At 63.7% G+C, this 22160-nt stretch carries 21 protein-coding genes and 1 riboswitch; of the genes, 8 read left to right on the top strand and 13 right to left on the bottom strand.

What is annotated here, in order from left to right; all coding sequences use genetic code 11:
* Positions 1 to 13: 13 nt before the first annotated feature.
* Both QFZ88_RS16910 and QFZ88_RS16905 read right to left on the bottom strand, forming a co-directional pair.
* Positions 14 to 331 (bottom strand): hypothetical protein, encoded by a 318-nt coding sequence (locus QFZ88_RS16910; RefSeq protein WP_139116506.1) that lies wholly within the window; start codon positions 329 to 331, stop codon positions 14 to 16.
* A gap of 123 nt (positions 332 to 454) precedes the next feature.
* Positions 455 to 1444 carry a LysR family transcriptional regulator gene (locus QFZ88_RS16905; RefSeq protein WP_024925987.1) on the bottom strand — a complete coding sequence of 330 codons (990 nt, stop codon included), beginning with the start codon at positions 1442 to 1444 and terminating at the stop codon, positions 455 to 457.
* Positions 1445 to 1722: 278 nt separating this feature from the next.
* On the opposite strand from QFZ88_RS16905, the gene chvE reads away from it, so the two are divergent.
* The 4 genes from chvE (at position 1723) to araD1 (ending at position 6929) form a co-directional block, all read left to right on the top strand.
* Positions 1723 to 2793, top strand: coding sequence for a multiple monosaccharide ABC transporter substrate-binding protein (gene chvE / locus QFZ88_RS16900; protein WP_024925986.1), 1071 nt, complete (start codon positions 1723 to 1725; stop codon positions 2791 to 2793).
* Positions 2794 to 2915: 122 nt separating this feature from the next.
* Positions 2916 to 4448, top strand: a complete 1533-nt coding sequence (gene mmsA, locus QFZ88_RS16895; RefSeq protein WP_024925985.1) for a multiple monosaccharide ABC transporter ATP-binding protein — start codon at positions 2916 to 2918, stop codon at positions 4446 to 4448.
* The gene (mmsB, locus tag QFZ88_RS16890; protein ID WP_024925984.1) at positions 4445 to 5737 is read left to right on the top strand and encodes a multiple monosaccharide ABC transporter permease; all 1293 of its coding nucleotides are present in this window, start codon (positions 4445 to 4447) and stop codon (positions 5735 to 5737) included. Before mmsA ends, mmsB begins: the two co-directional genes overlap by 4 nt.
* A 199-nt stretch (positions 5738 to 5936) precedes the next feature.
* Entirely contained in the window at positions 5937 to 6929 is a 993-nt protein-coding gene (araD1, locus tag QFZ88_RS16885; protein ID WP_024925983.1) for an AraD1 family protein, read from the top strand.
* A 75-nt stretch (positions 6930 to 7004) separates the two neighbouring features.
* Here araD1 and QFZ88_RS16880 read toward each other — a convergent pair whose 3' ends face one another.
* The 3 genes from QFZ88_RS16880 to QFZ88_RS16870 all read right to left on the bottom strand — a co-directional run bounded on the left by QFZ88_RS16880 (position 7005) and on the right by QFZ88_RS16870 (position 9940).
* Positions 7005 to 7775 carry a transporter substrate-binding domain-containing protein gene (locus QFZ88_RS16880; protein WP_081766958.1) on the bottom strand — a complete coding sequence of 257 codons (771 nt, stop codon included), beginning with the start codon at positions 7773 to 7775 and terminating at the stop codon, positions 7005 to 7007.
* 182 nt (positions 7776 to 7957) lie between these two features.
* Positions 7958 to 8686 (bottom strand): ABC transporter substrate-binding protein, encoded by a 729-nt coding sequence (locus tag QFZ88_RS16875; protein WP_373426407.1) that lies wholly within the window; start codon positions 8684 to 8686, stop codon positions 7958 to 7960.
* Between the two features lie 159 nt (positions 8687 to 8845).
* Positions 8846 to 9940: a 2'-deoxycytidine 5'-triphosphate deaminase gene (locus QFZ88_RS16870; RefSeq protein ID WP_024925980.1), complete on the bottom strand. Its 1095-nt coding sequence runs from the start codon at positions 9938 to 9940 to the stop codon at positions 8846 to 8848.
* Between the two features lie 108 nt (positions 9941 to 10048).
* A riboswitch (SAM riboswitch) is annotated at positions 10049 to 10125 on the top strand.
* A gap of 55 nt (positions 10126 to 10180) precedes the next feature.
* Between QFZ88_RS16870 and QFZ88_RS16865 the strand changes: the two genes are divergently transcribed.
* Positions 10181 to 11368 (top strand): O-succinylhomoserine sulfhydrylase, encoded by a 1188-nt coding sequence (locus tag QFZ88_RS16865; protein WP_024925979.1) that lies wholly within the window; start codon positions 10181 to 10183, stop codon positions 11366 to 11368.
* Positions 11369 to 11392: 24 nt separating this feature from the next.
* Here the strand turns inward: QFZ88_RS16865 and QFZ88_RS16860 are convergent, their stop codons facing one another.
* Together QFZ88_RS16860 and QFZ88_RS16855 are read right to left on the bottom strand one after the other, a co-directional pair.
* Positions 11393 to 11728: an MmcQ/YjbR family DNA-binding protein gene (locus tag QFZ88_RS16860; RefSeq protein WP_024925978.1), complete on the bottom strand. Its 336-nt coding sequence runs from the start codon at positions 11726 to 11728 to the stop codon at positions 11393 to 11395.
* Between the two features lie 62 nt (positions 11729 to 11790).
* Positions 11791 to 12942, bottom strand: coding sequence for a glycosyltransferase (locus QFZ88_RS16855; RefSeq protein WP_024925977.1), 1152 nt, complete (start codon positions 12940 to 12942; stop codon positions 11791 to 11793).
* 178 nt (positions 12943 to 13120) lie between these two features.
* On the opposite strand from QFZ88_RS16855, the gene apaG reads away from it, so the two are divergent.
* Entirely contained in the window at positions 13121 to 13513 is a 393-nt protein-coding gene (gene apaG / locus QFZ88_RS16850; RefSeq protein WP_024925976.1) for a Co2+/Mg2+ efflux protein ApaG, read from the top strand.
* A 162-nt stretch (positions 13514 to 13675) separates the two neighbouring features.
* Here the strand turns inward: apaG and QFZ88_RS16845 are convergent, their stop codons facing one another.
* Complete coding sequence (locus QFZ88_RS16845; RefSeq protein WP_024925975.1) at positions 13676 to 15145, bottom strand: MFS transporter; 1470 nt, start codon at positions 15143 to 15145, stop codon at positions 13676 to 13678.
* 90 nt (positions 15146 to 15235) lie between these two features.
* Here QFZ88_RS16845 and QFZ88_RS16840 point away from each other — a divergent pair, with 90 nt between their 5' ends.
* A complete protein-coding gene (locus tag QFZ88_RS16840; RefSeq protein ID WP_024925974.1) occupies positions 15236 to 15787 on the top strand; it encodes a TetR/AcrR family transcriptional regulator in 552 nt (183 codons plus the stop codon).
* A 317-nt stretch (positions 15788 to 16104) separates the two neighbouring features.
* On the opposite strand, the gene QFZ88_RS16835 is transcribed toward QFZ88_RS16840, so the two are convergent.
* From QFZ88_RS16835 to QFZ88_RS16825, 3 genes are all read right to left on the bottom strand, one after another.
* On the bottom strand, positions 16105 to 17106 hold the full coding sequence (locus QFZ88_RS16835; protein ID WP_024925973.1) for an Hsp33 family molecular chaperone: 1002 nt from the start codon (positions 17104 to 17106) through the stop codon (positions 16105 to 16107).
* Positions 17107 to 17208: 102 nt separating this feature from the next.
* A complete protein-coding gene (argF, locus tag QFZ88_RS16830; RefSeq protein WP_024925972.1) occupies positions 17209 to 18120 on the bottom strand; it encodes an ornithine carbamoyltransferase in 912 nt (303 codons plus the stop codon).
* Between the two features lie 13 nt (positions 18121 to 18133).
* The gene (locus QFZ88_RS16825; protein WP_024925971.1) at positions 18134 to 19330 is read right to left on the bottom strand and encodes an aspartate aminotransferase family protein; all 1197 of its coding nucleotides are present in this window, start codon (positions 19328 to 19330) and stop codon (positions 18134 to 18136) included.
* 354 nt (positions 19331 to 19684) lie between these two features.
* Between QFZ88_RS16825 and QFZ88_RS16820 the strand changes: the two genes are divergently transcribed.
* Positions 19685 to 20206, top strand: coding sequence for a GcrA family cell cycle regulator (locus QFZ88_RS16820; RefSeq protein ID WP_024925970.1), 522 nt, complete (start codon positions 19685 to 19687; stop codon positions 20204 to 20206).
* A gap of 90 nt (positions 20207 to 20296) precedes the next feature.
* On the opposite strand, the gene QFZ88_RS16815 is transcribed toward QFZ88_RS16820, so the two are convergent.
* Together QFZ88_RS16815 and phoU are read right to left on the bottom strand one after the other, a co-directional pair.
* Positions 20297 to 21304 (bottom strand): magnesium and cobalt transport protein CorA, encoded by a 1008-nt coding sequence (locus QFZ88_RS16815; RefSeq protein WP_024925969.1) that lies wholly within the window; start codon positions 21302 to 21304, stop codon positions 20297 to 20299.
* 92 nt (positions 21305 to 21396) lie between these two features.
* A complete protein-coding gene (gene phoU, locus QFZ88_RS16810; RefSeq protein WP_024925968.1) occupies positions 21397 to 22122 on the bottom strand; it encodes a phosphate signaling complex protein PhoU in 726 nt (241 codons plus the stop codon).
* Between the last annotated feature and the right edge of the window lie 38 nt (positions 22123 to 22160).

Raw genomic sequence — 22160 nt, 5'->3', positions numbered from 1 at the left:
CAGGCTTGCAGGCCTATTGGGCGGCGGGTCCGTTTCGATAGGCGATGCCAGTCGCGCCGGTCCCTGGCAGTACCATGCAGCGATCCACCAAGCCTGTCGTGACGTATTTCACGCGATAGATGCCATTGGCGTTAATTGCCGCAGCCTGCTGCTTCAAGGCATTCAGCGCATCGGTTGACGGCGGCGCGGTATCGAAGGGACCCTTGGCGCAAACGACGGCGGAAACCCGGCTCATGATGATGCCGTTGATCGGCAGATCATCCATGATCGCGATATCGGCACCTGCCGGCGCCGACGGCTTCGGGCCGCCGGCACAGGCGGCCAGCGACATCACGGCAATGATCCAAAGGGCATGAGCGCGCATCCCGTTTTCATGCCAGCTATGCTCGCCCGATGCAACAAGGCGACCGGCTTGTCGCGGCAGGCTGCTCGCGCCCCTTTGGGCCGAGACCTTTCAGCTCACTTCCTTGAGGATGAAATCGTAGAGCATCTTGGCGGCGGGAGAGAGCACGCGCTGCTTCATGGTGATCAGCGAATAGGGCCTAACCTCGATGTCGAAATCGGTCGGCACGACATCGATGGCGCCGGCGAGACCGTCCGCCCCCTGGATGAACTTCGCCACCTGGACCGATACCGGTGCGATGGCCTCCGACTGCGAAACCATCACCAGCGTCAAAAGCAGCGAGCTGGTGTTGAAGATATGCTCGGGCAGCGGGATGTTGCGGTTGAGGAAATTCGCCTCCATCACCTGCCGCAACGGCGAGCTGCCGGACTGGAACACCCAATCATAGCCGGCGGTCTCTTCCAGGCGAACCGCTTTCCTGCCCATCAGCGGATGACCGCGCCGGACGATCAGGCAAGCCTTTTCGATGCCGATGACGCGACTTTCGAACAGGCGCGGATTGAGGTCGTCGGGGATGCGGGCGATGATGAAATCGTGCCGCATGGCGATCAGTTCCCGCGCCAGCACGTTGCTGGTCTCGACCTGCATGGTGATCTCGATGCGCGGATAGAGTTTGCGAATTTCGCGGATCGCCGGAACGGCCAGTTCGATCGCCGGCGCCGTCACTGCTCCGAGGAACACCGAGCCGCCCTTGCCGGCCTTGAGCTCGGCGATCTCCCGGTCCGTCTCGCGCATCTCGATCAGGATGATGCGCGCGCGCCGCACCAGCGCCTTGCCATAAGGCGTCAACGCCACGCCACGCGGCAGGCGCTCGCACAAGGGAACGTTGAGAATGGCCTCCATCTCGGCGATCATGCGCGAGGCGGCCGGCTGGGAAATGTTCATGACCTGCGCCGCCGCGCTGACCCGGCCGTGATCGTCGAGCGCCACGATCATGCGCATGTGACGCAAGCTGAGCCCACTGTGCAGAAGCGCGGTACCGTCGCCGCGCTCGCCATTGTTGCGCTGGGTGTCCACTGACGCCTTGCCGATCTCGACCATGTCCTACCCCATCTGCACGGCCCGAAGGCCGTACGCATATCAGATTCGATATACCAAACATCGAAGATCGAATTTGACAGTTATGGCAAAGAGACACAACCTTCGCGCGCCACGCCTGCCGCGACCTTCACCGACCCACCGGGGCCGGTTGGAACCGGACGGCGAGGATCGATTGGGAGGTTAGCAGGATCGATATGCTCGTCGGCGCGATGCGCCCGGCGAGAGTGGCCGGGCGAAACAGGCCGGGCGCCGCTTTCATCAACTAGGGAGAGAGTACCGTGAAGATCATCAAGACGTTCGTCGCCGCGCTCGCGGTCGGCATCGCGGCCATGAGCTATTCGGCGCAGGCCGCGGAAAAGGGCCTTGTCGGCGTGCTGATGCCGACCAAGACCTCGCAGCGCTGGATCAACGATGGCGATGCCGTCAAGTCGCAGCTCGAGGCGCTCGGCTACACCGTCGACCTGCAATATGCGCAGGACGACATTCCAAACCAGCTGAGCCAGCTGGAAAACGAAATCACCAAGGGTCCGAAAGCGCTGATCATCGCCTCGATCGACGGCACCACCATGGGTGACGCACTGCAGAAGGCCAACGACGCCGGCGTTGTCGTCATCGCTTATGACCGCCTGATCAAGAAGACGCCGAATGTCGACTACTACACCACCTTCGACAATTTCGGCGTCGGCGTGATCCAGGCCGACTCGCTGGTGAAGGGCCTCAAGGAGCGTTTCCCCAACACCAAGCCCTGGAATGTCGAGCTGTTCGGCGGCTCGCCGGACGACAACAATGCCTTCTTCTTCTACAACGGCGCCATGTCGGTGCTGCAGCCGCTGATCGACAACGGCACTGTCAAGGTCAAGTCGGGCCAGATGGGCATGGACAAGGTCGGCACGCTGCGCTGGCTGGCCGCCACCGCGCAGGCCCGCATGGACAACCTGCTCTCCGCCAACTACTCGGACGGCAGCCGCGTCGACGGCGTATTGTCTCCCTATGACGGCCTGTCGCGCGGCATCACCGCCTCGCTCCGCGCCGTCGGCTACGGCACTGCCGCTCAGCCCTGGCCGATCGTCAGCGGCCAGGACGCCGAGACCGCCTCGGTCAAGCTGATCATCTCGGGCGAACAGTATTCGACCGTGTTCAAGGACACGCGCGAATTGGCCAAGTCGACGGTGCAGCTCGTCGACAAGGTGCTGTCGGGCGGCAAGCCGGACGGCCTCGACACCAAGACCTACAACAACGACGTCAAGGTCGTTCCCTCGATCCTGTTGACGCCGCATGAGGTCGACAAGGCGAACTACGAGAAGCTGGTCGTCGAGTCCGGCTACATCAAGGCCGAAGAACTGAAGTAATTCGTCCTTGCCTCGGGCTCCGCGCCAGGCGCGGAGCCCCCTTTTTAGACACTCCACCCTTCGGTATCATGCGGCAGAGGCGGCACGCCCGGCTTCGCCCGCTGGCAAACCAGGTTTTCGTGATGGCACAGACCATTCTGGAGATGCGCGACATCACCAAAACGTTCCCGGGCGTCAAGGCGCTGTCGAACGTCAACCTGCGCGTCGAGGAAGGCGAGATCCACGCGGTGGTCGGCGAGAACGGCGCCGGCAAGTCGACGCTGATGAAGGTTCTGTCCGGCGTCTATCCAACCGGCTCCTATGACGGCAAGATCATCTATCGCGGCCAGGAGTGCCATTTCAAAGGCATCCACGACAGCGAAAACCTCGGCATCGTCATCATCCACCAGGAGCTTGCGCTGGTGCCGATGCTGTCGATCGCCGAAAACATCTTTCTCGGCAACGAACACGCCCGCTACGGCATCATCGACTGGAATGCCAACGAAGCGCGCACCCGCGCCTTGCTGAAGAAGGTCGGTCTCACCGAGGACCCCAAGACCCTCATCACCAATATCGGCGTCGGCAAGCAGCAATTGGTGGAAATCGCCAAGGCGCTCAGCAAGGAAGTGCGACTGCTGATCCTCGACGAGCCGACGGCCAGCCTGTCGGAGAAGGACAGCCAGGCGCTGCTCGACCTGCTGCTCGAGTTCAAGCGACAAGGCATCACCTCGATCCTCATCTCGCACAAGCTCAACGAGGTGAACCGGGTCGCCGACCATGTCACCATCATTCGCGACGGGCGCACCATCGAGACGCTGTCGCGGCAGGACATCAGCGAAGACCGTATCATCACCTCGATGGTGGGCCGCTCGCTCGACGATCGCTATCCGCCGCGCGAACCGCAGGTCGGCGAGGTCATCTTCGAGGTCAAGAACTGGTCGGTCTACCATCCGCTCCACGCCGAGCGGCAAGTGATCAAGGGCATCGACCTCAATGTCCGCAAGGGCGAAGTGGTGGGCATTGCCGGACTGATGGGCGCCGGGCGCACCGAATTCGCCATGAGCCTGTTCGGCCGCTCCTATGGGCGGCGCATCACCGGCGAGGTGTCGCTGCGCGGCAAGCCGGTCGATCTTTCCTCGGTGGGCCGTGCCGTGGAACAGGGCATTGCCTATGTCACCGAGGATCGCAAGACCTACGGGCTCAACCTGATCGACCACATCAAGCACAACATCACGCTCGCCCATCTCGACGGCGTGTCGAAAAAGGGCGTCATCAACGACCTGCGCGAGCTTTCGGTCGCCAACGACTATCGCGGCAAGACCAACATCCGGGCATCGAGCGTCTATCAGATGACGGGCAACCTGTCGGGCGGCAACCAGCAGAAGGTTGTGCTGTCGAAATGGCTGTTCGCCAATCCCGAAGTTCTGATCCTTGACGAGCCGACGCGCGGCATCGACGTCGGCGCCAAATACGAAATCTACACGATCATCGCGCGGCTGGCCGCCGAGGGTAAGGCGATCATCGTCATCTCGTCGGAGATGCCCGAACTGCTCGGCATCACCGACCGCATCTACGTCATGAACGAAGGGCGCATGGTCGGCGAAATGGCGGCGAGCGACGCCAGCCAGGAAAAGATCATGCGCGCGATCGTACGGGGAGAAGGAAAAGCATCATGAGCACCGACAGCGCCCCCGCACCGAAGAGCACCGTCGCCGAAGACGTACAGCCGGGTCAGCGCGTCGCTGTCTCCGCGCTTGTCAACAACCTGCGCGACTACGGGCTGGTGCTGGCGTTGATCGCCATCATGATCTTCTTCCAGTTCACCACCTCCGGCACGCTGTTCAAGCCGGTCAATCTCAGCAATCTGGTGCAGCAGAATTCCTTCATCATCGTGATGGCGCTGGGCATGCTGCTCGTCATCGTCGCCGGCCATATTGACCTCAGCGTCGGCTCCGTCGCCGGCTTCATCGGGGCGCTGGCCGCCAATATGATGGTGACCTGGCAGCTCGGCCTGCTCAGCAATCCGCTGGCGGTCTCACTGGTCTGCCTGCTGATCGGCGGCGCCATCGGCGCGGCGCAGGGCTATTGGATAGCCTATCACCGAATACCGTCCTTCATCGTCACGCTGGCCGGCATGCTAATGTTTCGCGGCATGTGCCAGGCGCTGCTCGGCGGCGGCTCGTCGGTGGGGCCGTTGCCCGACAGCTTCAAGGCGCTTTCTTCCGGCTTCATTCCCGACATTATCGGCCCGCTGACCCTGGTCGAGCCGATCGTGAACGCGGCCGGCAAGACCGTGGTTGGCAGCGGCCTGAGCCTGCACATGACGACCATGGTGATTGGCATCATCGCCGTCGTGGCCTACGCCTATTTCGGCCTGGCGGCGCGGCGCACGCGCGAGCGGCACGGCTATGAGGCGGAACCCTTCGCGCTGTTCGCGATCAAGACCCTGGTGGTGAGCGCGCTGGTGCTGTTCCTCGTCTTCCAGTTCGCCACCTACAGGGGCCTGCCCATCGTGCTGATGGTGATGGCCGTGCTGATCGCGCTGTTCATCTTCGTCACCAAGAAGATGACGATCGGCCGCCGCATCTATGCGATGGGCGGCAACGCCAAGGCAGCCCAGCTCTCCGGCATCAAGACCGACCGGCTGACCCTGATGGTGTTCATCAATATGGGCGTTCTGTCGGCACTCGGCGGACTGATCATCGCCGCGCGCCTCGGCCAGGCCGTGCCGGCGGCGGGCCTGGGTAGCGAGCTCGACGTGATCGCGGCGGTGTTTATCGGCGGTGCCTCGGCGATGGGCGGCGTCGGCCAGGTGATGGGCTCGGTGGTCGGCGGCTTCATCATGGGTGTGATGAACAACGGCATGTCGATCATGGGCGTCAATGTCGACTGGCAGCAGGTGGTGAAGGGGCTGGTGCTGCTCGGCGCCGTCGTCTTCGACGTCTACAACAAGAACAAGGCCTGAAACCGCCGCGGCAAGGCGAAAGACAGGTATGTCGCTCGCGGGCCGAAAGCCGGAAGCCCCTGCCGGACAGTTCGGCAAGCAAGGCTGACCGCGGGCCAAACCCGGATGAGAAGGTTCAACGCGGCGCCCATGCGGGAGCCGCGAGGGGAAAGATTTGCGGGCGCGATGCCCCGCGACAGGCAAGGCAAAGAGGATCGTCATGTTGATCTCCCAGTTCCTCGATGAAGGCGACACCATCCGCGTCGTCGCCCGCGACGGCGGCAAGGCCCGCGTGGTCAATGGCGCGCGCAGCGTCTACTCGCTGGCGACGGAAGCGGCGCGCACCGGCTCCGGCCTGGAAGCGCTGATCGAGCGGAAAGGCTTTGCCGATGTGGTCGACCTTGAAGCGCTCTACCGCAAGGGACGGCTGCTATCGCCGATCAACCATCCCGACCCGGCGCATCTGCATCTCACCGGCACGGGCCTGACACATCTCGGTTCAGCGGCGGCGCGCGACGCCATGCACAAGAAACTCAACGCCGAGGGCGAGGAACAGCTGACCGATTCCATGAAGATGTTTCGCATGGGGCTCGACGGCGGCAAGCCGGGCGCCGGACAGGCGGGCGTGCAGCCGGAATGGTTCTACAAGGGCAATGGCACCATGGCCGTGGCGCCCGGCACCGCACTGTTGTCGCCAGCCTTCGCCGAGGACGCCGGCGAGGAACCGGAAGTTGCCGGCATCTACATCATCGGCGACGACGGCATGCCGTTCCGTGTCGGGTTCGCCCTGTCGAACGAGTTTTCCGACCATGTCACCGAACGGGTCAACTATCTCTATCTTGCCCATTCGAAACTCAGGAACGCGTCTTTCGGCCCGGAAATCCTGATCGGCGACCTGCCGGTCGACATCCGTGGTGCCTCGCGCATCCTGCGCGACGGCAAGCCTCTGTGGGAAAAGCCGTTCCTGTCGGGCGAAACGAACATGTCGCACACCATCGCCAATCTTGAACACCATCACTTCAAATACGCGCTGTTCCGCCGCCCGGGCGACGTGCATGTGCACATGTTCGGCACCGCCACCCTGTCCTTCGCGGACGGCATCAGGACGCGGGACGGCGACGTCTTCGAAATCGAGGCGCCGGAATTCGGCCTGCCGCTGCGCAATCCGCTGGAGATCGAGCAACCGGTGAACGTGACGGTGAAAGCGCTCTAGGGCGAAAACGAAAACGGGCGCCAGCGGCGCCCGTTCCCCGTGGTCGAGGCCGACTAACAGCAGCAGCCGTGACCATCAATAGATGTCGAAATCGAAATACTTCGCCTGCACCTTCTTGTAGGCGCCGTCGGCAACGATCGCGTCGATGGCCGCATTGAACCGCTCACGCAACGCGTCCTCGCCCTGGCGGATCGCGATGCCGATCTGCGCTTCGGTGCCCTTCACGTCTCCCACAAGCTTGCAGCAATCCTTGCCGCCGCCATTCTTGACCCAGTCGACCAGAACGAACTTGTCGGTGATGATGGCATCGAGCCGGCCGTTGACCAGATCGGCCACCGCGTCCTCATGCGTCGGGTAGAGTTTTACCTCGGCACCGGACTTGGCGTAGACGTCCTGGGCGTAGGTCGCCTGGGTGGTCGAGGCCTGCGCACCCAGCGTCTTTCCGGCCAGGGCCGTCGGCTCGGTGCCGGTCAAGGTCGTATCCTTCAAGGCGGCAAGCGCTAGCGGCGTCGCATAATATTTGTTGGTGAAGGCGACCTGCTTCTTGCGCTCCTCGGTGATGGTCATCGAAGCGATGATGGCGTCGAACTTCTTGGCCTGCAGCGCCGGGATCATGCCGTCCCAATCCTGCGCGACGATCTCGCATTCGATCTTCATCTGGGCGCACAGCGCCTTGGCAATGTCGACGTCGAAGCCCGCCAGCGTGCCGTCGGCCAGCACGGTGCTGAACGGCGGCGCGGCACCCTCGGTCGCGATCTTCAGCTTTTCGGCGGCAAATGCCGCACCGCCGCCCATCACGAGCATCGCCGCTGCAGCGGCCGAAACCAGCCATTTCGAAATATGCATTCCTGAATTCCTCCAACTCCGGCCAAAACGGCCGTCACCCTGCCAAACATGACGAGCCGGAACGAGGAAGCGCCAGCTGAGGGCTTCGGATTGGCACTCGGAGCGTCCAAATGAAAAACGGGCGCCGGATGGCGCCCGTTTCATAAACACGGCCGGTCGGGGCCACCGCCCCGTTCAACCGATCAATAGATGTCGAAATCGAAATATTTCGCCTGGATCTTCTTGTAGGTGCCGTCGGCGACGATCGCGTCGATGGCGGCATTGAGCTTCTCGCGCAGTTCGTTGTCTTCCTTGCGCACGGCGATACCGGCCTGGGTTTCGGTTCCCTTGACGTCGCCGATCATCTTGCAGCAGTCCTTGGCCGAGCCGTGCTTCATCCAGTCGACCAGCACGAACTTGTCGGAGAGCACGGCGTCGAGGCGGCCGTTGACGAGATCGGTCACGGCCTCTTCCTGCGTCGGATAGAGTTTCACGTCAGCACCGGCCTTGGCGTAGACGTCCTGGGCATAGTTGGCCTGGGTGGTGGAGGCCTGCGCACCCACCGTCTTGCCGGCGACGGCGGCGCCATCGGTACCGCCCAGCGAACTATCCTTCAGCGCCACCACCGCCAGCGGCGTGGTGTAATATTTGTTGGTGAAGGCGACCTTCTGCTTGCGTTCCTCGGTGATGCTCATCGAGGCGATGATGGCGTCGAACTTCTTGGCCTGCAGCGCCGGGATCATGCCGTCCCAATCCTGAGTGACGATCTCGCACTCGGCCTTCATCTGGGCACAGAGTGCATTGGCGATATCGATGTCGAAACCTTCGAGCTTACCGTCGGAGGTGATGGTGTTGAAGGGCGGATAGGCGCCTTCGGTGCCGATCTTGATCTTTTCGGCCGCAAAGGCAGTGCTTGCGCCGGCCGCCAACATCGCCACGGCCGCAGCCGAAACGATCCACCTGGACATCTTCATTGTTTTCCCCCTCGGGTTTGCGGCCCCAACGGCCTTGTCTGACAGCCAAGCACGGCCAAGAGACCCAGGCAAGCGCGCCATGCGACCTGCACTTGCCATTCAGCGCGGCTGGGCCATTCAGCGTGCAGCGCGGAAATGCTTGGAAAGCTTCAGGCCCTGCGCCTGATAATTGGAGCCGAGATCGGTGCCGTAGAGCGCGTTCGGCCGCTTCAGCATGTGCTCGTAAACCAGCCGGCCGACGATCTGGCCGTGATCGAGGATGAACGGCACCTCGTGGCTGCGCACCTCAAGCACCGCGCGGCTGCCGGTGCCGCCGGCACCGGAATGGCCGAAGCCGGGATCGAAGAAACCGGCATAGTGGACGCGGAACTCACCCACCAGCGGATCGAACGGCGTCATCTCGGCGGCAAAGAGCGGCGGCACATGCACCGCCTCCTGGCTGACCAGGATGTAGAACTCGTCGGGATCGAGCACCAGTTCGCCGGCGCCGCTGCGATAGAGCGGCTCCCAGAAGTCGACGACATTCTGTGCGGCGCGCTTGTCGACGTCGACCAGCCCGGTGTGATGCTTGCCGCGATAGCCGACCAGGCCGTCCTTGTCGCCGGCGAGGTCGATCGACAGCGCGATGCCGCCGCCGGAAATATTGGGCGGGTCGATTGCCACCAGCGTCTCGGCGCAGTGCAGCGCGTGCAGTTCGTCTTCCGATAACAAGGCTTTGCCGGTGCGGAAGCGGATTTGCGACAGGCGCGAACCGGTGCGCACAACGATCGGGAAGGTACGCGGACTGACTTCGAGATAGAGCTGACCGCGATAGCCGGCGGCGACCTTGTCGAATTCCTGGCCGTGATCGGTCATGACGCGGGTGAAGATGTCGAGGCGGCCGGTCGAGCTCTTCGGGTTCGTCGAGGCGGAGATGTCGGCCGGCAATGCCAGGCTTTCGAGCAATGGCACGATGTAGACGCAACCAGTCTCCAGCACCGCACCATCGGCGAGGTCGATCTCATGCAGCTTCAGCCGCTCCAGCTTGGCAGCCACGGTGCTGTTGGGGCCGGGCAGGAACGAGGCGCGGACGCGATAGGCCTTTTCGCCGAGGCGAAGGTCGAGGCTGGCCGGCTGAATCTGGTCGCCATCGAGCGGACGCGGCGACTTCAGCGCGCCTGCCTGGAACAGCGCGGCAATGTCCTGATCGGGAAGAATGCCTGTCTTGCGCAATCTCAACTCCGCGGCGGCTGGCCCATGCCCGGGTGCGGCTATCATGCCAGCAACCCAAGCTCTTAATGAAGCCGGCAATTGACGCAAGCCGCGCCCGGGTCTAAAGGGGCTTTATCCCGTGGTGATTTGCCGGTCGGCTTGCAGCCACGTAAAACAAGTCGCTAAAGGACCGTGGGCCATGAAAGGCCATATGGACCGGTTGCGACTTCGCGGCCGGTTTTTTTGTGTTGGAACGGAGCCATGACCGAAAAGAAGCGCAACTGGAAACCCGCCACCCAGCTCGTCCACGCTGGCACCCTGCGATCAGGCTTCGGCGAAATGTCGGAGGCGATGTTCCTCACCCAAGGCTATCACTATGACAGCGCCGAGCGCGCCGAAGCCCGCTTCAAGGGCGAAGAGCCGGGCTTCATCTATTCGCGCTATGCCAATCCCACCGTCGACATGTTCGAAAAGCGTATGTGCGCGCTGGAAGGCGCGGAAGATGCCCGGGCGACGGCTTCCGGCATGGCGGCAGTAACAGCAGCAGTGCTGTGCGGGCTTAAGGCCGGCGACCACATCGTGGCGGCGCGCGCGCTGTTCGGCTCCTGTCGCTGGGTGGTCGAGACGCTGGCGCCGAAATACGGCATCGAGGCGACGCTGGTCGACGGCACCGACATCAAGAATTGGGAAGCCGCGGTCCGTCCGAACACCAAGCTGTTCTTCCTGGAAAGCCCGACCAATCCGACTCTGGAAGTCGTCGACATCGCCGCCGTCGCCAGGCTCGCCAATTCCATCGGCGCCCGGCTTGTGGTCGACAACGTCTTTGCCACGCCGCTGCAGCAGAAGCCGCTGGAGCTCGGCGCGCATATCGTCGTCTATTCGGCCACCAAGCACATCGACGGCCAGGGCCGGTGCCTCGGCGGCATCGTGTTGTCCGACAAGAAGTGGATCGACGAGAACCTGCACGACTATTTCCGCCACACCGGCCCCAGCCTCTCGCCCTTCAATGCCTGGGTGCTGCTGAAGGGCCTGGAGACGCTGCCGCTGCGCGTGCGCCAGCAGACGGAAGCCGCCGGCAAGATCGCCGATTTCCTCGCCGGCCACCCCAAGATCGGACGTCTGATCTATCCCGGCCGCGCCGACCACCCGCAGGCCGACATCATCAAGAAGCAGATGACGGGCGGCTCGACGCTGATCTGCTTCGACCTGAAGGGCGGCAAGAAGTCGGCCTTCGCCTTCGAGAACGCGCTCGACGTGGTGCTGATCTCCAACAATCTGGGCGACGCCAAGAGCCTGATCACGCACCCGGCGACAACCACGCACAAGAACCTCACCGACGAGGCGCGCGCCGAACTCGGCATCGGCGAAGGTACGCTGCGGCTGTCGCTCGGCCTGGAAGATACCGACGACCTGCTGGAAGACATCGAACAGGCGCTGGCGAAGGCGTGATCCGCGCTGGCTCGGGCCGCCTCGTTAAGGGGCGGCCTGGAGCAACGTTTTCGGCGCGACCGAGCGCCAGCCCATCGCCATGGCATGGCGGACGCTTGCCTCGTCCGCCATGTCGAGAACGACGCGCGTCCAGCCCCTCTGGCCCCAGGAGCCTGGGATCGGCTCGAACTGGCCGGCGGCCGTTTCCATCAGGAGGCGTTGCTCGTCGGGCGAGAGCTTGACGACGGCGCGGCCGTCCTTCGGCCGCAGCGTGGCGAATATCTTGCCGCGCACGCGGAAATCCGTCACGTCGAAATGACCACTTTGGACGGCTTCGGGAAAGCCGAGCGCAAGCTTGCAGAACCGTTCCTCAGTCAGCATCGCCCACCTCCCTCGCAGCCGATCATGCCGCAAAGCGGACGCGAACGATACGGCGGCGAAGATCAGGCGCCCGAGAGCACCTCTTCGGGCTCGTCGGATTTGGTGCTGATGTTCATGGTGTTGCCGCGCCAGTCGATGGCGCCACCGACCCAGCCGCGCAGCCACACCGCCGGCAGCATGACATCGCGAACCATCATCGCGGGGATCAGCCGCGGCGAGGCATACCAGCCCTTGGCCACGGCCAGCGCATATTCGGGCAAATAGACCGCCGCGAGCACCGCGAGCGTCGTCCAGAACAGGCTGACCTCGGCGCTTGCCGCCGCGATCAGTGCCAGCAGCAGCGGAATGGCCGCGCCGACGCAGATTTCCGGCGCGAAAAAGAACGGGAAGGTGACCCGCCGCAGCCGCGCCCAACGGGCCTGGCGCGACCACACGGCTTCACGGGTGCGATAGCCAAGCGGCTGTTCGAAGGGCGAGGCGACCAGATGGACCTTGAGGCCGAGCCCGTTGACCAGCTTGGTCGCGGCGGCGTCCTCGGCGATCTCGGCGGCCAGCGCGTAAATGCCGCCATTGGCATCAAGCAACGGCTTCGACCACAGCATGCTCTTGCCCTGCGCGAAGCCAAGGCCGGCGGCGGCACCGGTGTATTGCCAGCGCGCCTGCAAGGTGTTCAGGAAGGCGCATTCGACCTCGGCCCAGAAACCGTCGGGGCGCGAGCCGACCGGCGTCGAGCAGACGAGGCCGCTGTCGGCGCGCCATGCACCCATCATCTGCTGGATATAGTCGCGCGGCATCAGCACGTTGGAATCCGCCAGGATCACCCAGTCGTGATGCGCAGCCTCCCAGCCCTTGACGCAATTGTTGAGTTTGGGATTGCCGCTGATGCGGTCGTCGCCGGTGAGTAGCCGCGTCGGTATATGCGGAAATCGCGCCATGGCGGCGCGGATCGCCGGCACGACGGCGTCGTCCGAATGGGCAACGCAGAAAATCAATTCATAGCTGGGCCAGTCGAGCCGGAAGGCGCGTTCGAGCGTCTCGGCGGTGAACGGCTCGACGCCGCGCGCCGGCACCACGATCGAAACCGGCGGCGCCTGTTCACCGGGCGGTCGCAACGTGCGGCGACGCTCCAGTTGCGACCAGGCGAGCGCAATGGAAACCAAGTTGACGAGAAGCAGAAAGGCGGAGAGCGAGGCGGCTGCGGTTGTCAGGTCCATGAAGTCAGGTCACTCCCGGAAACGCGGCCTGAAGCCCTTTGTCAGGCGTCCGTGAATCATCCTCGGGCCGGCCGCCATCGGGGGCACACCATCACCGTTTCATGTCGCGCACATGACAGAAGGTTGACCATGATGGATCGAGGACGGAAACTTGCCTTGGTTGTCCTGCGAGTCGCCCATGTACAGTGCCGTTACCCGAGATATCAGAGTCGAGGTGGAACCGTTCTACCTTGAAGACCGGTCGGATCCGGCCGAGGGCCGCTATTTCTGGGGCTACCGCGTGACGATCGACAACCGTTCGGACGAGTTCGTGCAATTACTGTCGCGCTACTGGCATATCACCGACGGCACCGGGCATGTGGAAGAGGTGCGCGGCGCCGGCGTTGTCGGCGAACAGCCAGAGCTGAACCCCGGCGACAGCTATCAATACACGTCCGGTTGCCCGCTTTCGACGCCGTCCGGCATCATGGTCGGGCACTATACCATGCGCAATGCGCGCGGCGAGCGGTTCGACATCGCCATCCCAGCCTTTTCGCTGGACCTGCCGAATGCCAGGCGCGTCGTGAATTAGGAGAGCGGCTTCCCCTTCTCCCCGTTCATGGGGAGAAGGTGGCCCGAAGGGCCGGATGAGGGGCGGCACCAAGCGGGCAGGAGCCGGCTCTGCCCCTCACTGCCCTGCCGGGCATCTCTCCCCGTAAACGGGGAGAGAAAGGCAGCTTCGATGCAGCGCTCATCACGCCGTGGCGGTCCGACGCCAGATAACCAGGCTGACAAGGATCAGCAGCGCCGCTGCCGCGGCGATCACGCCGACAAAAGCCTGGTCGAATGCGGCACCCGCGAGCCGTGTGAGTTCGGTCGCTTCGGTCGGCCCCAGCCTCTCGGCGATCAGCAGTGCCTCGTCCAGACTGTCGGCTGCCTGCGCGGCGATCCCGTTGGGCAACACCAGCGCGTATGTGTAGAGCGCCGACATCAGGCTGCCGAGAAAGGCGATGCCGAGCGCGCCGCCAAGTTCAAAGGACACTTCCTCGATGGAGGCCGCCATGCCGGCCCTCTCCTCGGGGGCCGACAGCATGATGACGCTGGATGCGGCCGTCATTGCCGCGCCGAAGCCAAAGCCCATCGCCGACAGCGCCGTGAGCCACAGCCAGGTTTCACCTCGATACACCATGAGATAGGCGGCGAGTGTTGCGCCGGCCAAAAGCAGCGAGGACCAAAGCACGCGCACCGCGCCAATCCGGGGTAGCGCCAGACCGGTGACAGGACCGGCGATGAAGGCCGCGAGAGGGATAGGCAGGATGACGAGGCCGGCTTGCAGCGGCGAGAGGCCGAGCACGAGCTGAAGGCGCTGGCTGAACACCAGCTCGACGCCGATCAATGCCGCCGACGCCACCATGGCTGTCGCGACACCGGCGGAAAAGCGCGGATTGGCGAAGAGCGAAAAGTCGATCAGCGGCGAGCGGCTGGCGAGTTGGCGGCGAACGAAGACGACCATGGCGAGGAGACCGACGGCGAAAGCCAGGCCGGCGGCAAGCCATGACGGATCGCGCTTGGCGAGTTCCTTGATGGCGTAGGTCAGGCCCACCAGCCCGACCATCACCTGAATGGAGCCGACGAGATCCCAGGGGTGATCGCTGTTGCCCGGCCGGCTGGGCAGCAAGGTCGCGCCGGCGAGCAGAGCGACGATCACCACCGGCACATTGATCAGGAAGACCGATCCCCACCAGAAATGCTCCAGCAGCGCGCCGCCGACCACCGGGCCGAACGCGGCTCCGCCGGAGGCCACGGCCGCCCAGACGCCGATCGCGAAAGCCCGTTCCTTCTCGTCGATGAAAGTCAGCCGGATCAGCGACAGGGTGGCGGGCATCATCATGGCAGCGCCGACCGCGAGCAGCGCCCGCGCCGCGATCAGCCAGGCTGGCGTCGGGGAGAACGCGGCGCCCAGCGAAGCCAGGCCGAACACGACAAGTCCCGCCATGAACATGCGCTTGTGGCCGAGCCGATCGCCCAAAGTACCGACGCCCGGCAGGAGACCGGCGACGACAAGGGGATAAGCGTTGATGATCCAGAGTTTCTCGGTCGCCGTCGCCCTCAGCTCATGCGTCAGCGTGGGGAGCGCGGTGTAAAGCACCGTCATGTCGATGACGATCAGGAACAGCGCGCTCGACACGATGGCGAGAACCAGCCAGCGGTTGCTCGGGGACATGATACCTTCCTTCAATCTACTCACCTTGGCGGGCTTGCCCCGCCGCGTGCCGCTATATAAATACGTTCGTATTGAAATGGAAGAGGTAAGATGTCCGGACGACCACGCAGCATCGACCGCGACAAGGTCCTTGACGCCGCCGAAGCGATTGTGACCGAGATGGGAGCGTCGGGGCTGAGCTTCGATGCCGTGGCGAAAGCCGCGGGCATCACCAAGAGCGGCGTGCAATATTGCTTCGGCACCAAGGACAATCTGATCCGCGCGATGATCGCCCGCTGGGCTGACGCGTTCGAAAGCAAGGTCACGCAGGAAGCAGGGCCTGAACCGTCACCGACTTCGCGGATTCGTGCTCATCTTTCGGTCACCAGACACGAGGACGAGGCGGAGCACTCGCGATCCGCCGTCATGATGACGGCCCTTTTGGAGGCGCCCGAGCGCGTGGCCGAGACCCGTGACTGGTACAACAGCCTTCTCGCCGGCCTCGATCTGGCAAAACCGGCGGACAGGAAGATCGCCCTGGCCTTCCTGGCCGGCGAAGGTGCGTTCCTGCTCAGGTCGCTCGGCCTGATCGGCCTGAACGAGGCCGAATGGGACGCCCTGTTCGCGGATATGCTGAAGCAGACCCACACCGACGAGAAATGATGCTCCAAGCCTCGGCGCGTTGCGAAAAAACCGGAAACCTGGCGGTCTCCGGGGTGTTGGAAAAACAAAGAGAACTGTTTTTTGGCTTGCGCCTAGCTCGCGGCATCTTCGATGACGCGGCAGATGGCGTTGCGCGTGGCGCCTTCTGGCCGGCCCACCATGAACACCAGATCGATGCGGTCGCCCTTACCGGATTTGCGCGCGACGACGCGCAGCTTCTGCTCGCGGCTGGAACCGGACGTCTCCTGCTTGGCGGTCAGCGAGCCAGCGGAAGGACGAACTGGAACGGGGCGGGAAATCCCGCCCCGTCCTTCGTGTTATTGCCCGGCGACAAACTCAGCCGGGTCGAAGTCGTAGCGCTTCGAGCAGAACTCGCAATCGACGCGGATTCTGCCGTCCTCGGTGCTGTCCTTGATCTCCTCGGCGGAAAAACCGCCAAGAATGCCGCGGATCTTATCCGGCGAGCACGAGCAATCGTCGGCAACGTGGATCTCATCGAACACACGCACGCCATGCTCGTGGAACAGCCGGTAGAGCAGCCGCTCGGTTCCAACCATCGGGTCGATCAGTTCGGCAGGCTCGACCGTCGCCAGAAGCGCCAGAAGTTCCTGCCACGAATTGTCGACCGGCTGCAGAACGGCTTCGGCAACATCGCCGTCACCGCCCGGAAGGTCCGGCACGCGCATGCGCTCCGGTGCCTCGGGCAGGAACTGCGCCAGCACGCCGCCGGCGCGCCACTGCTGACGACCGCCGGGCAGGATCTGCTTGGCCACCGCGAGCCTGAGGTCGGTCGGGATCTGTTCCGACTGCCGGAAATAGGTGCGCGCGGCTTCCTCCAGCGAGATGTTGTCGAGCTGGACGATGCCCTGGTAGCGCTGCGTATACTCACCCTGGTCGATGGTCAGTGCCAGCACGCCGGAACCCAGCAGGGTTTCGGGCGCCACGTCGCCGGCCGCCGTCAGCGCGGCCAGCCTGTCGGCGTCATAACGGGCATAGGCGCGCAATGCATGCGGCGTCGAGAAATCGGCGACCAGCATGTCCACCGGCCCGTCGGTGCGGGTCTGCAGGATGAACTTGCCCTCGAACTTCAGCGACGTGCCGAGCAGAACCGTCACGAGGCAGGCCTCGGCCAGCAATCGTGCGACGGGTTCCGGATAATCGTGGCGCGACAGGATGGCGTCCAGCATCGGGCCAAGTTGCACGGCGCGGCCGCGCACATCGAGCGCGCCGACCTCGAACGGCACGACATGGTCGTCGCCGGCGTGGCCGAATTCGCCAAGTTTGGGTTCGCGTTCAGTCAACTGCGTGGTTTCCAACATAATAAAACTCCCCGGCGCGGCACTGCTTCCCGGCCGGGAACATGCCTTCCAACGCCAACGATTTGCGTGATGCCGGGGAGATAGGCATCACGCAGTCCAGTATCAAGCGCCCAGGCACCAGGCGAGCACCGCCTTCTGAGCGTGCAGCCGATTCTCGGCCTCGTCGAAGACCACCGAGTGCGGGCCGTCGATGACCTCGTCGGTGACTTCGTCGCCGCGATGGGCCGGCAGGCAATGCATGAACAAGGCATCCGGCTTGGCCTTGGCCATCAGCGCGGCGTTGACCTGATAGGGCACGAAGACGTTGTGGCCGCGCGCCCTGTGTTCCTGCCCCATCGACACCCAGGTGTCGGTGACGATGCAGTCGGCCAGGTTGACGGCTTCCTCGGCCGAACGGGTGAAACGGATCTTGCCGCCATTGCCCTTGGCCCAGTCGACGAACTTCGGTTCCGGCTCGCTGCCCTCCGGCACGGCGACGTTCAGGTCGAACGAGAAACGGGCGGAGGCCTCGATCAGCGAATGCAGCACATTGTTGCCGTCGCCGGTCCACGCGAAGGTCTTGCCGGCGACCGGCCCGCGATGTTCCTCGAACGTCATGATGTCGGCCATCAGCTGGCAGGGATGGGTTTCGTCGGTCAGCCCATTGATGACGGGAACGGTGGCGTTCTCGGTCAGCTCGATCAGCCGCTCATGCGCGGTGGTGCGGATCATGATTGCGTCGACATAACGCGACAAAACCTTGGCGGTGTCGGCGATGGATTCCGAGCGGCCGAGCTGCATCTCGGTGCCGGTCAGCATGATGGTCTCGCCGCCCAGCTGACGCATGCCGACATCGAAGGAGATGCGCGTGCGCGTCGACGGCTTGTCGAAGATCATCGCCAGCACCTTGCCGTCGAGCGGCTTGGAGCGCTCGCCGGCCTTCAGGCGGGCCTTGCGGACCGCCGCGTCATCCAGCATGGCGCGCAGATCGGTTTCGGAAACGGTGGAAAGGTCGGTGAAATGCCGGACGCTCATCACATCGCCCGCATCACTTGGCCGCCGCGGCGACGGCTTCCGACAGGCCCTTGGCAGCGCCGCGAATACGCTTCAGCCCTTCCTGGATGTCGGGCTCGGTGACGGTCAGCGGCGGCAGCAGACGGATGACGTTGTCGCCTGCCGGCACCGCGAGAAGATGCTGGTCACGCAGCGCGCCATTGACCGTGCCATTGGGCATCGAGCACTTGATGCCGAGCATCAGCCCGTCGCCGCGAATGCCTTCGATGACTTCCGGATATTCGTCGGCGATCGCAGCCAGGCCCTGCTTGAACAAGAGCGCCTTACGGCCGACTTCCTCCAGGAAGCCTTCGGCCAGCACGACATCGAGAACGGCATTGCCGACCGCCATGGCCAGCGGATTGCCGCCGAAGGTGGTGCCGTGGACACCGGCGGTCATGCCGCGCGCGGCCTCGTCGGTGGCGAGACAGGCGCCCATCGGGAAGCCGCCGCCAATGCCCTTGGCGATCGCCATCAGGTCCGGCGTGACGCCGGCCCATTCATGGGCGAACAGCCGGCCAGTCCGGCCGATGCCGCACTGGACCTCGTCGAAGATCAAAAGCAGGCCGTGCTTGTCGCACAGCTGGCGCAGCCGCTTCAGCGACTGAACGGGGAAGGAACGGATGCCGCCTTCGCCCTGCAGCGGCTCCAGCAAGATCGCCGCCGTCTCCGGCCCGATCAGCTTCTCGGCGGCGTCGATGTCGTCGAAGGGAACCTGGTCGAAACCGTCGACCTTGGGGCCGAAGCCCTCAAGATATTTATACTGACCGCCGGCGGCGATGGTCGCCAGCGTACGCCCGTGGAACGCGCCCTCGAAGGTGATGACACGGTAACGCTCGGGATGGCCGGTCACGAAATGATAGCGACGTACGGTCTTGATCGCGCATTCCAGCGCCTCGGCACCGGAATTGGTGAAGAACACCTTGTCGGCGAAGGTCGCGTCGACCAGGCGTTCGCCCAGCCGGCGCTGTCCCGGAATCTCATAAAGATTGGAAACGTGCCACAGCTTGTCGGCCTGGTCCTTCAGCGCCGAAACCAGATGCGGATGGCCATGACCGAGCGAGTTGACGGCGATGCCGGCGGCAAAATCGAGATATCGCTCGCCCTTGTCCGTCACCAGCCAAGAACCCTCCCCACGCTCGAAAGCCAAGGGTGCACGAGCAAAGGTCTCGTAAAGCGCCGAACCGCTCATTATATGCTGCTCCGGAACCGGAAAAATAAAAGCCGCCCAAGCGGCGGCCCTGTGCGGCTTATCCTGTTTTTCGGTCATGAAGTCAACGAAAAGGTCTTTCAGGATACCCTGTCAAACCCTCGTGGCCCAACCTGTTGCGTCGCATGCAGCCAAGTTGGGGAAAACTGCGAAATCCGATTCGTGTTGCCGCCGGGACTCTTGTCACCGAGTCAGCGCATCGGTAATTGTGAATGAGAAATAACTAGATTTCGTGCGGCGGATCTAATCACCCCAGTATATGTGGTGCCTGCCCGGCGAGAGCCGGACTGGTTTTGGATTCCGAAAGTGCCGGGCGGTTTAGAGGAGCGCAGTCTTATGAACTGGACTGACGAGCGAGTCGAACTCTTGAGAAAACTGTGGTCGGAAGGTCTGAGCGCGAGCCAGATCGCGGCCCAACTCGGCGGAGTGAGCCGCAATGCGGTCATCGGCAAGGTGCATCGCCTGAAGCTGTCGGGTCGCGGTCGCACAACGGCTGCGCCGGCTCGCCAGAAGAAGGCCGCCTCCAGCGGCGCGACAGCCACCAAGTCGACGGTGCGGGCCGCCAGCACGCATCGTCATGTGACCGCCTCGATCGGCGCTACCGCCCTGCAGGTGCAGTTCGACGCCGAGCCGGTGGCACGGCAGTATCTGCGCCCGGTCGAAAACGTGGTGGTGCCGATCTCCCGTCGCCTGCAGCTCGTCGAATTGACCGAGCGCACCTGCAAATGGCCGAACGGTGACCCGCTGACCGAGGAGTTCCACTTCTGCGGCAACGACGCCGGCGAAAGCGGTCCTTATTGCTCCTATCATTCCCGCGTTGCCTTCCAGCCCGCTTCGGAACGCCGGCGGCCGCGGTAAATCTAGGGAATAAGGCAGTAGGGCATTCATTTGTTGCCCTACTGCCTTATTCCCTTATTCCCTTATTCCCTTATTCCCTACTGCCCTCTTTTACAGCCACCCATTCTTGCGGAAGCGCCAATAGAGAAAGGCGCAGATCGAGGCGATGGCTGCCAGTACGGCCGGATAGCCGTATTGCATCTTCAGTTCCGGCATGTCGTTGAAGTTCATGCCGTAAATGCCGGCAAATGCCGTCGGCACCGCCAGAATGGCGGCCCATGAGGCGAGTTTCTTCGAGATCGCCGTTTCCTGGCTCTGGCCGACCAGCAGGCTGGCCTCGAAGGCGAAAGCCAGCACTTCGCGCAGGCTGTCGATCTTTTCCTGCACGGTGCGGATGTGGTCCGTCACGTCGCGGAACAGCGGATACATGAAGGTGTGGATCTGCGGCAGTTCGGAACTGGTCAGCCTGCGGCAGACCTCCACCAGCGGCAGCGCCGCGTTGCGCAGGCGCAGCAGGTCGCGCCGCAGCATATAGAGCCGCTCGATCGCCTTGGCGTCCATCGGCTTGACCAGCACGCCATCCTCGATCGCCTCGACCTCGTCCTCGATCTGCTCCAGCACGGGGAAATAATTGTCCACGATGAAGTCGAGGATGGCGTAGAGGACGAAGTCCTCACCCTTGGCGAGTGAGGTCGGGCAACTCTCCCAGTGCTGGCGCACGGTGGCGTAGGAGGTTGACGGGCCGTGGCGCACGCTGACCAGATAACCCTGGCCGAGGAACAGATGCGTCTCGCCGAAGGTGACGCGGCCCTCCAGCAGTTGCGCCGTGCGGGCGACGATGAACAGCGCGTCGCCATATTGCTCCAGCTTCGGCCGCTGGTGCGCGTGCTCGGCGTCCTCGATCGCCAATTCATGCAGGCTGAACTGCGCCTGGACGCGCCGGAGCAGTTCACGGTCGGGTTCGAGCAAGCCGATCCAGACGACATGGCCGTCCTTGCGGGCCCACTCGCCCGCTTCCTCGATCGGGATGTCGGCCACACGCTTGCCGGCCACGTAGACGCTCGAGGCGACGATGCCGGCGGCGGGGGATTGAACAGCGGAGGCGCGAACTTGGTCCACCGTCACCTCCCAAGGGACCAGTCCTCATTCTTGGAAGCAGAGTGAACCCGTGACCGCCACAACGCAAGCGTGTCGCGCGCGGAGCGAATTCGTCATTTCGGCGCGAGTTCGGCCTGCATAACGACGCGATCGGTCTTGTCTTCCTTCGGCCGCTCTGCCGGCATCTGCTCGCCGGTGACGATATAATAGATGGTCTCGGCGATGTTGGTGGCGTGGTCGCCGATGCGCTCGATATTCTTGGCGCAGAACAACAGATGCGTGCAGGACGTGATGTTGCGCGGATCTTCCATCATGTAGGTCAGAAGCTCGCGGAACAGCGAGGTGTACATGGCGTCGATCTGCTCGTCGCGGTCGCGCACGAAGCCGATTTTGTCGACGGCGCGCGAAGCATAGACGTCCAGCACTTCCTTGAGCTGGGTCAGCGCCAGATTGGCCAGCGCTTCCAGGCCGCGATAGAGGCTGGTGGCCTCGCGCCCGTCGGTCACCGCCATCACCCGCTTGGCGACGTTCTTGCCGAGGTCGCCCACGCGCTCCAGATCGGCGGAGATGCGGATCGCGCCGACGATCTCGCGCAAATCCGTCGCCATCGGCTGGCGACGGGCGATTATGACGATGGCCTTGTCGTCGATCTCGCGCTGGCCTTCGTCGAGCACCATGTCGTCACGGATCACCTTCTGGGCGAGTTCCGGATCGGCATTCACCAGGGCGGCGACGGCTTGTTCCACCATGCGTTCCGCGTGGCCGCCCATGGCGGCAATGCGCTTGGCCAGGAACTTCAGTTCCTCGTCATAAGCGCTGACAATGTGCACGGACTGCATGGGCGTGGCCTTCTGGAACGACGCGACGATTCGCTCGT

The sequence above is a fragment of the Mesorhizobium sp. YL-MeA3-2017 genome (genome assembly GCF_030814575.1).
Taxonomy (GTDB): domain Bacteria; phylum Pseudomonadota; class Alphaproteobacteria; order Rhizobiales; family Rhizobiaceae; genus Mesorhizobium; species Mesorhizobium terrae.
Note: the sequence above shows the minus strand (reverse complement) of the source record. Positions and strands in the feature narration are given on the sequence as shown.

Bases quoted from the DNA above. Each gene is read 5' to 3' on its own strand.
- argF (WP_024925972.1), bottom strand. From the start codon at position 18,120: ATGAGCGTCCGGCATTTCACCGACCTTTCCACCGTTTCCGAAACCGAT.
- QFZ88_RS16875 (WP_373426407.1), bottom strand. From the start codon at position 8,686: ATGTTGGCGGCCGGCGCAAGCACTGCCTTTGCGGCCGAAAAGATCAAG.
- QFZ88_RS16840 (WP_024925974.1), top strand. From the start codon at position 15,236: ATGTCCGGACGACCACGCAGCATCGACCGCGACAAGGTCCTTGACGCC.
- QFZ88_RS16825 (WP_024925971.1), bottom strand. From the start codon at position 19,330: ATGAGCGGTTCGGCGCTTTACGAGACCTTTGCTCGTGCACCCTTGGCT.
- QFZ88_RS16860 (WP_024925978.1), bottom strand. From the start codon at position 11,728: ATGCTGACTGAGGAACGGTTCTGCAAGCTTGCGCTCGGCTTTCCCGAA.
- QFZ88_RS16855 (WP_024925977.1), bottom strand. From the start codon at position 12,942: ATGGACCTGACAACCGCAGCCGCCTCGCTCTCCGCCTTTCTGCTTCTC.
- QFZ88_RS16865 (WP_024925979.1), top strand. From the start codon at position 10,181: ATGACCGAAAAGAAGCGCAACTGGAAACCCGCCACCCAGCTCGTCCAC.
- QFZ88_RS16910 (WP_139116506.1), bottom strand. From the start codon at position 331: ATGTCGCTGGCCGCCTGTGCCGGCGGCCCGAAGCCGTCGGCGCCGGCA.
- QFZ88_RS16835 (WP_024925973.1), bottom strand. From the start codon at position 17,106: ATGTTGGAAACCACGCAGTTGACTGAACGCGAACCCAAACTTGGCGAA.
- QFZ88_RS16845 (WP_024925975.1), bottom strand. From the start codon at position 15,145: ATGTCCCCGAGCAACCGCTGGCTGGTTCTCGCCATCGTGTCGAGCGCG.
- QFZ88_RS16820 (WP_024925970.1), top strand. From the start codon at position 19,685: ATGAACTGGACTGACGAGCGAGTCGAACTCTTGAGAAAACTGTGGTCG.
- QFZ88_RS16905 (WP_024925987.1), bottom strand. From the start codon at position 1,444: ATGGTCGAGATCGGCAAGGCGTCAGTGGACACCCAGCGCAACAATGGC.
- apaG (WP_024925976.1), top strand. From the start codon at position 13,121: ATGTACAGTGCCGTTACCCGAGATATCAGAGTCGAGGTGGAACCGTTC.
- mmsA (WP_024925985.1), top strand. From the start codon at position 2,916: ATGGCACAGACCATTCTGGAGATGCGCGACATCACCAAAACGTTCCCG.
- araD1 (WP_024925983.1), top strand. From the start codon at position 5,937: ATGTTGATCTCCCAGTTCCTCGATGAAGGCGACACCATCCGCGTCGTC.
- phoU (WP_024925968.1), bottom strand. From the start codon at position 22,122: ATGCAGTCCGTGCACATTGTCAGCGCTTATGACGAGGAACTGAAGTTC.
- QFZ88_RS16880 (WP_081766958.1), bottom strand. From the start codon at position 7,775: ATGCATATTTCGAAATGGCTGGTTTCGGCCGCTGCAGCGGCGATGCTC.
- mmsB (WP_024925984.1), top strand. From the start codon at position 4,445: ATGAGCACCGACAGCGCCCCCGCACCGAAGAGCACCGTCGCCGAAGAC.